This is a genomic window from Tenebrionibacter intestinalis, assembly GCF_016632365.1.
Taxonomy (GTDB): Bacteria; Pseudomonadota; Gammaproteobacteria; order Enterobacterales; family Enterobacteriaceae; genus Tenebrionibacter; species Tenebrionibacter intestinalis.
Genome location: NZ_JAEPBH010000079.1, coordinates 1 through 4,687, shown reverse-complemented (window position 1 = coordinate 4,687; position 4,687 = coordinate 1). Strand labels below are relative to the sequence as shown.

The 4,687-nt window shown below is 45.9% G+C and carries 2 protein-coding genes and 2 pseudogenes; 3 read left to right on the top strand and 1 reads right to left on the bottom strand.

The genetic code is table 11. The features are described from left to right. Positions 1 to 15 precede the first annotated feature (15 nt). The 3 genes and pseudogenes from JJB97_RS17350 to JJB97_RS17345 form a co-directional block, all read left to right on the top strand. Positions 16 to 501 (top strand): annotated as a pseudogene (locus JJB97_RS17350) (IS3 family transposase); the annotation flags it as partial. A gap of 13 nt (positions 502 to 514) precedes the next feature. Beyond that, positions 515 to 769: pseudogene (locus JJB97_RS18830) on the top strand (recombinase family protein); the annotation flags it as partial. A gap of 216 nt (positions 770 to 985) precedes the next feature. Further along, entirely contained in the window at positions 986 to 1,213 is a 228-nt protein-coding gene (locus JJB97_RS17345) for a DUF2188 domain-containing protein (RefSeq protein WP_001572622.1), read from the top strand. A gap of 841 nt (positions 1,214 to 2,054) precedes the next feature. Here the strand turns inward: JJB97_RS17345 and JJB97_RS17340 are convergent. Continuing rightward, positions 2,055 to 3,797: an FAD-dependent oxidoreductase gene (locus JJB97_RS17340; protein WP_238715336.1), complete on the bottom strand. Its 1,743-nt coding sequence runs from the start codon at positions 3,795 to 3,797 to the stop codon at positions 2,055 to 2,057. Between the last annotated feature and the right edge of the window lie 890 nt (positions 3,798 to 4,687).

Here is a 4,687-nt window from a genome sequence, read left to right as displayed (position 1 = left end):
GGGAAATAGTCCGACTACGCCCTGTCTCTTACTCTACTCTGGACCCACGAAGGCTGGCTGTATCTTGCCGTGGTTGTTGAGCTGTTCTCACGCAAAATTATCGGCTGGTCAATGCAATCCCGGATGACAAAGGACATTGTCCTGAACGCATTGCTGATGGCTGTATGGCGGCGTAATCCCCAAAAACAGGTGCTGGTTCATTCTGATCAGGGCAGTCAGTACACAAGCCATGAGTGGCAGTCGTTCCTGAAATCACACGGCCTGGAGGGCAGCATGAGCCGTCGCGGTAACTGCCACGATAATGCGGTTGCAGAAAGCTTTTTCCAGTTGCTGAAGCGTGAATGGATAAAGAAAAATATCTATGGAACGCGGGAAGAAGCCCGCAGCGATATTTTTGATTACATCGAAATGTTTTATAACAGTAAGCGCCGGCATGGTTCGAGTGATCAGATGCCACCGACGGAATATGAAAAGCAGTATTATCGACGGCTCAGAAGTGTCTGGATTATCCTTGGCGATTCAGCTCGATATGCTGGCGGCAATCAGTCGCAAGGACTACGAAGATCGCCGCAGACGACAAAAGCAGGGTATTGAAAAGGCCAAGAGAGAGAAAAAATATCGTGGTCGCCCAGTTGATGAGAGCTTGCATCATAAAGTACAAGAACTACTGTCTGACGGTAAAAGCTGGAGCAAAATTCAGGCTTTGATCGGTTGTTCAAGGGCTACTATCGCAAAGGTGGCTAAAAACTCATCTCTTACAGAAGAATAGTGGGTAATAAAGGGCAGAGTAGGCCAGTACTACCAGATTGTTAACGAATATAGCGGTATAGGGTTAAGAAAGGGTACTTGCAGTTTCGTAGTGAACGAATCCTTTTGATATCTATCTACATTTGTGATCAAAATCAATTTAAACACAATATGTAGTGTTGAGTGGTTGGTTTTGTCGCTATATGCTGATGTTTCCATGGAAATAGAGGGTTCGATTATGGGTAAAGATCAGCATGTTGTTCCTCATGATGGAGGTTGGGCCGTTAAGGGGGCCGGAAACAGTAAAGCGACCTCCGTTCACTCAACAAAGCAATCTGCGGTGGACGCTGCAAGAGGGATTGCTACAAATCAAAGAAGTGAGCTTGTGATCCATAACAAGGATGGCAGGATCGCAAAAAAAGATTCGCATGGTAACGATCCTTGTCCACCAAAGGATAAGAAGTAACTGAATAAGGGGCTTGTCGCCCCTTTTTTATGTACATCGGTTAAGCACTTCCGACACAATAAATTTCGAAAAGTCCATGTCATGTCCCCAACCCTGAAGGCACGTTACCTTGCAAGATTTTGTGCTGGACGGTACTATCGAGAGTGGTACAGTACTGTTGTAGTACTACCACTATAACGAATTGATTAACCAACACAATTTAGTACTAATGACTGATGGCAGGGCCCCCACCCATTTGTGCCGACAATGGGTAAAAAGTGGGTCTTCCGCAGCTTGGGTGGAGGCGAAGCAATGAAACTTTTTAGTTAACAAGGATCTAAGCTGTTTTACGTTAGGGATAACGCGATGCCTTCACTTAAGACACTTTTGCAACTGCCTCGCGCATGGCAATCGATCCAATAAACCACAGGCCCTGATAGCGTGGCAATGCACCTACAGGCGACCCATAAAACTGCGCGCTGCCCTGCTGAACTGCGCCAGTACGGCCTGGAGGTCTGGCGCTGGAGTGAGCGGTTTTCCCGTCTCTGAGCCAGTGGCGCGCTGGATGATGGTGAACCAGCCTTTCTGGACGGGGACGGTTGAAGCAGATGCGCTGGCACAGGTAGGCCCGAAATCTGTCAAGCAGGTTGGCGGTTTTACAAAACGGATATTTTTGGGAACCCTACAACCGTAGATTTCAGTTGCAGGTATTGTGGACGAGCAATCTGCAAACGTGGATCTGTTCAGGTAATTGCAGGCCACCACAGCTACGTGTTCTGAGGTTGACCTACCTCCGAACAGAGAGGTAGGTCAGGATTATTTATGTAAATCAGGGAATTTCCTTTGTTTCACAATAGATTGTTTATCTTTCCTCAGGTAGAGGGATAGATTGCGCAAAAGCGAAGAAATTGCTTGGGTCAATAACGGCTTTAATCGCTTTCAGTTTTGTCGCCACGTCTGTTCCATAATACAACTCACAGAAGTCACCGCTGTATGCGTCACCTGGGTCGGCTTTATAGCCACTATTCACACCGATTTGTCTATCTGGATAGTTGAAATAGCATCCCTGAAATTTCTCCCCCCACAAAGGGTAGCCATTATCTGGTGCTGATTTCAGGGGTTGTGCCTGCGCATGGATATTGTTGTAGCCCGCATTAAACCAGGTCACGATATCCGTTTCTCTGGTTGTAGGATCTGAGGTGTCTTCGTAATTTTTCCAGTAAGTCTGATACTGTGTTTTCAGAATAGAGTTTCTGGCAGCGATGGCCGTATTAAGCGGGGTTAGATCAGTATCCATAGCATTAATTTGTGCGCCATAGCTGTCAATCTGTATCAGGGTTTGTGATAGGTCCGCACCGACTGGTACAGCATTGTTTACCTGAGTTCCGGTCAAAAACTCTGCCATTGCGGTAGATTCGTTCAGAACAAAATTTCCGGCAATATAACTGCTTTTATATTTACCATTTTGATTTTCACCAGAGCCATTCAGAAGCTGGGTCATATCAATCCATGGCAGATCGTAGATCGTATCCAGCGAGACAGTTGCCGATACTGGATGACCTATTAGTTGAAATGAACGTCCACGATACACCGATGTTTGAGGCATGCTCACCCAGGGAGCCAATGCTGCTGCAAAATCATTGATTGCCTTCACAGCTTCGTCCCTGGTAATAGCCGCAACGGCATTACCGCCAAGCGCAGCATCATGGCCCGAGCTGGCGCCATAAACAACCTGCATAACAATAGACATTACGTCGTCTGCTGACGTCATAAAGGTAAATTTACCCAGCGTAAAGGCCTGAGGCGCTAATGTCTGACAGGCTATGTAATAAGCCTGCATAAACTGATTAAACGCATCGCCATCTACGGTTTCATCGCTGTTGATAAACTGGCTCCAGGGAACAGGCAGAGTAATAAGCAGCGCATTTTCAGGTGCCGGAGGTACCTTGTTTTTCTCGAAATAATATTTAGTGATAACCCCGAAGTGTCCGGCTCCGCCGCCACGACAGGCCCAGTTAAGTTGATCTGCATCTGTTGGATCAAAGGCTCTGACGGTAAACCCCCCGGCACCATCACTTATCACCATTTCCACGCCCGCCAGATAATCCACAGTAAGCCCATGTAAACGAGACAGTAATCCGTAACCGCCGCCTGCAACATGGCCCCCGGCGCATACTGAATAACACGAGCCACCAGGCAATGCGACGGCGTAGCGAGAATGTAGCGTTTGTTGAATAAGCCAGTTGGATGCGCCAGGTTCGACAGTAACGTAAGTAACATCATTAACCGTCTCTTCAGAAATACCACGCATGTTGCTTAAATCAATGACATAACGCGTACCGTTGGCGTTGCCTGTCTGGCTTTGAAAAGTGAAATCTTCATAGCAGTGACCGCCTGAAATAATACGAACTTTGCCGGTGATTTCGTCAATCGTATATTTTCCAACGAGCATATTAAGAACATCAGTAATATCTGATGCGGAATAAGTAAGATAAACCCCTTCTCCGTTGCTGTCGGATAAATCGCTATCAAGTTTGTAACGTTGATTGAATCCTCTGTCGAGACCGGGGTAATTATTTTTGGATGGGTCAATATAGGTGTACATTAATACTCTCCTGTAACATTAATAAACATATTGTCATGGGTGTTAAAAATCCTAAAAATCACATAAAGCAATCGTAAGCGATTGAATAGTATCAGTGCAAAATACGGTAATACGTGAGCGACATCTCACATGTTGAAACCTGAATGATTAGCTTGTTTAAAATAAAATAGATGTGATATACCTGGAAACTGAACAGTTATAAATTGGTTAGGATGCTCTTTATCGCGAATGGCGGGATAGAATTTTGGCGCCTGTTTTATATTTTTATGTTTTAAGATTATCCTGATGTGCGGGGGTGTTTTATGTTTTCATTTTCGGATATTGTGGGCTTGTGACCCGCGCTGGTTGCAGATAATATGGGTCGAAAACGAGCGTTAAATGCAGGTTTGACTATTTATAAACGCAGGTCGCTACAGGTAGCGAATCATATTCATCTGTCCGGCGGATTATGAGCGCGCAATAGTGCCGCAGCCGCTTTATCAGCGTTTTTAACTCTACTGGTCGCCACCTCCGGCGCAGGGGCGTATGACGCTCGCCGCCAGTGAACTGGATATGGCGCGGTACGAAGCTTCAGATATTGCAACTTTATGGGGTTGGTTCACTCGCGGCGGGGATGTTTATTACAGGGCGCGCAATTTTACCCTTCTTTATATTCTTATAATGCTTGTCTATTGGCATCGCATAGTTACACTGGTTTTTAATAGTTTTATCGCGGTTAGCCATTCCAGCATTTATACATTCCAGTAGCTATCCAGCCTGGGCTATATGTATTAGTGTTCCGTCTTAAAACCATTGTCCCAATGTGGATGCACAGACATGGACGAACAGGCAGCTTTTCCTTTGTTAGCCAGTTGATCCTACCCACGTAATATGGACACAGCCCTAAGCGA